Annotated in this window: 7 tRNA genes; all 7 read left to right on the top strand. The window is 52.6% G+C overall.

The features are described from left to right. The first annotated feature begins 67 nt into the window (after positions 1-67). The 7 genes from FC14_RS03205 (at position 68) to FC14_RS03235 (ending at position 653) form a co-directional block, all read left to right on the top strand. Positions 68-150: transfer RNA gene (locus FC14_RS03205), tRNA-Leu, on the top strand. An 8-nt stretch (positions 151-158) separates the two neighbouring features. After that, a tRNA-Thr gene (locus FC14_RS03210) sits at positions 159-231 on the top strand. 3 nt (positions 232-234) lie between these two features. Next, positions 235-306 (top strand) — tRNA-Gly (locus FC14_RS03215). A gap of 10 nt (positions 307-316) precedes the next feature. Then, a tRNA-Leu gene (locus FC14_RS03220) sits at positions 317-402 on the top strand. 18 nt (positions 403-420) lie between these two features. After that, positions 421-494, top strand: a tRNA-Arg gene (locus tag FC14_RS03225). Positions 495-499: 5 nt separating this feature from the next. Next, positions 500-573 (top strand) — tRNA-Pro (locus tag FC14_RS03230). Between the two features lie 6 nt (positions 574-579). Next, a tRNA-Met gene (locus tag FC14_RS03235) sits at positions 580-653 on the top strand. The last annotated feature ends 60 nt before the right edge of the window (positions 654-713 follow it).

The raw sequence follows: 713 nt of genomic DNA on the forward strand, positions 1-713 counted from the left end.
AGAGCATCTGACTTTTAATCAGAGGGTCGACAGTTCGAGCCTGTCACGACTCATAACTAAATATCATGCGGGTGTGGCGGAACTGGCAGACGCGCTAGATTTAGGTTCTAGTGTCTTTATGACGTGGGGGTTCAAGTCCCTTCACCCGTATACTATATGCCGACTTAGCTCAGTTGGTAGAGCATCTGATTTGTAATCAGAGGGTCGGGCGTTCGAATCGTCTAGTCGGCATATGCGGAAGTAGTTCAGTGGTAGAACATCACCTTGCCAAGGTGGGGGTCGCGGGTTCGAATCCCGTCTTCCGCTCTTACATTATGCCGGGGTGGCGGAACTGGCAGACGCACAGGACTTAAAATCCTGCGGTGAGTGATCACCGTACCGGTTCGATTCCGGTCCTCGGCATTTTGTTTTTTTATATATGCACCCATAGCGCAACTGGATAGAGTGTCTGACTACGAATCAGAAGGTTGCAGGTTCGACTCCTGCTGGGTGCATTCATCGGGAAGTAGCTCAGCTTGGTAGAGCACCTGGTTTGGGACCAGGGGGTCGCAGGTTCGAATCCTGTCTTCCCGATAATATCGCGGTGTAGCTCAGCTGGCTAGAGCGTCCGGTTCATACCCGGGAGGTCGGGGGTTCGATCCCCTCCGCCGCGATTTATTATGGAGGATTACCCAAGTCTGGCTGAAGGGAACGGTCTTGAAAACCGTCAGGTG

Source organism: Ligilactobacillus agilis DSM 20509 (assembly GCF_001436215.1).
In the GTDB taxonomy this organism is placed as follows: Bacteria; Bacillota; Bacilli; order Lactobacillales; family Lactobacillaceae; genus Ligilactobacillus; species Ligilactobacillus agilis.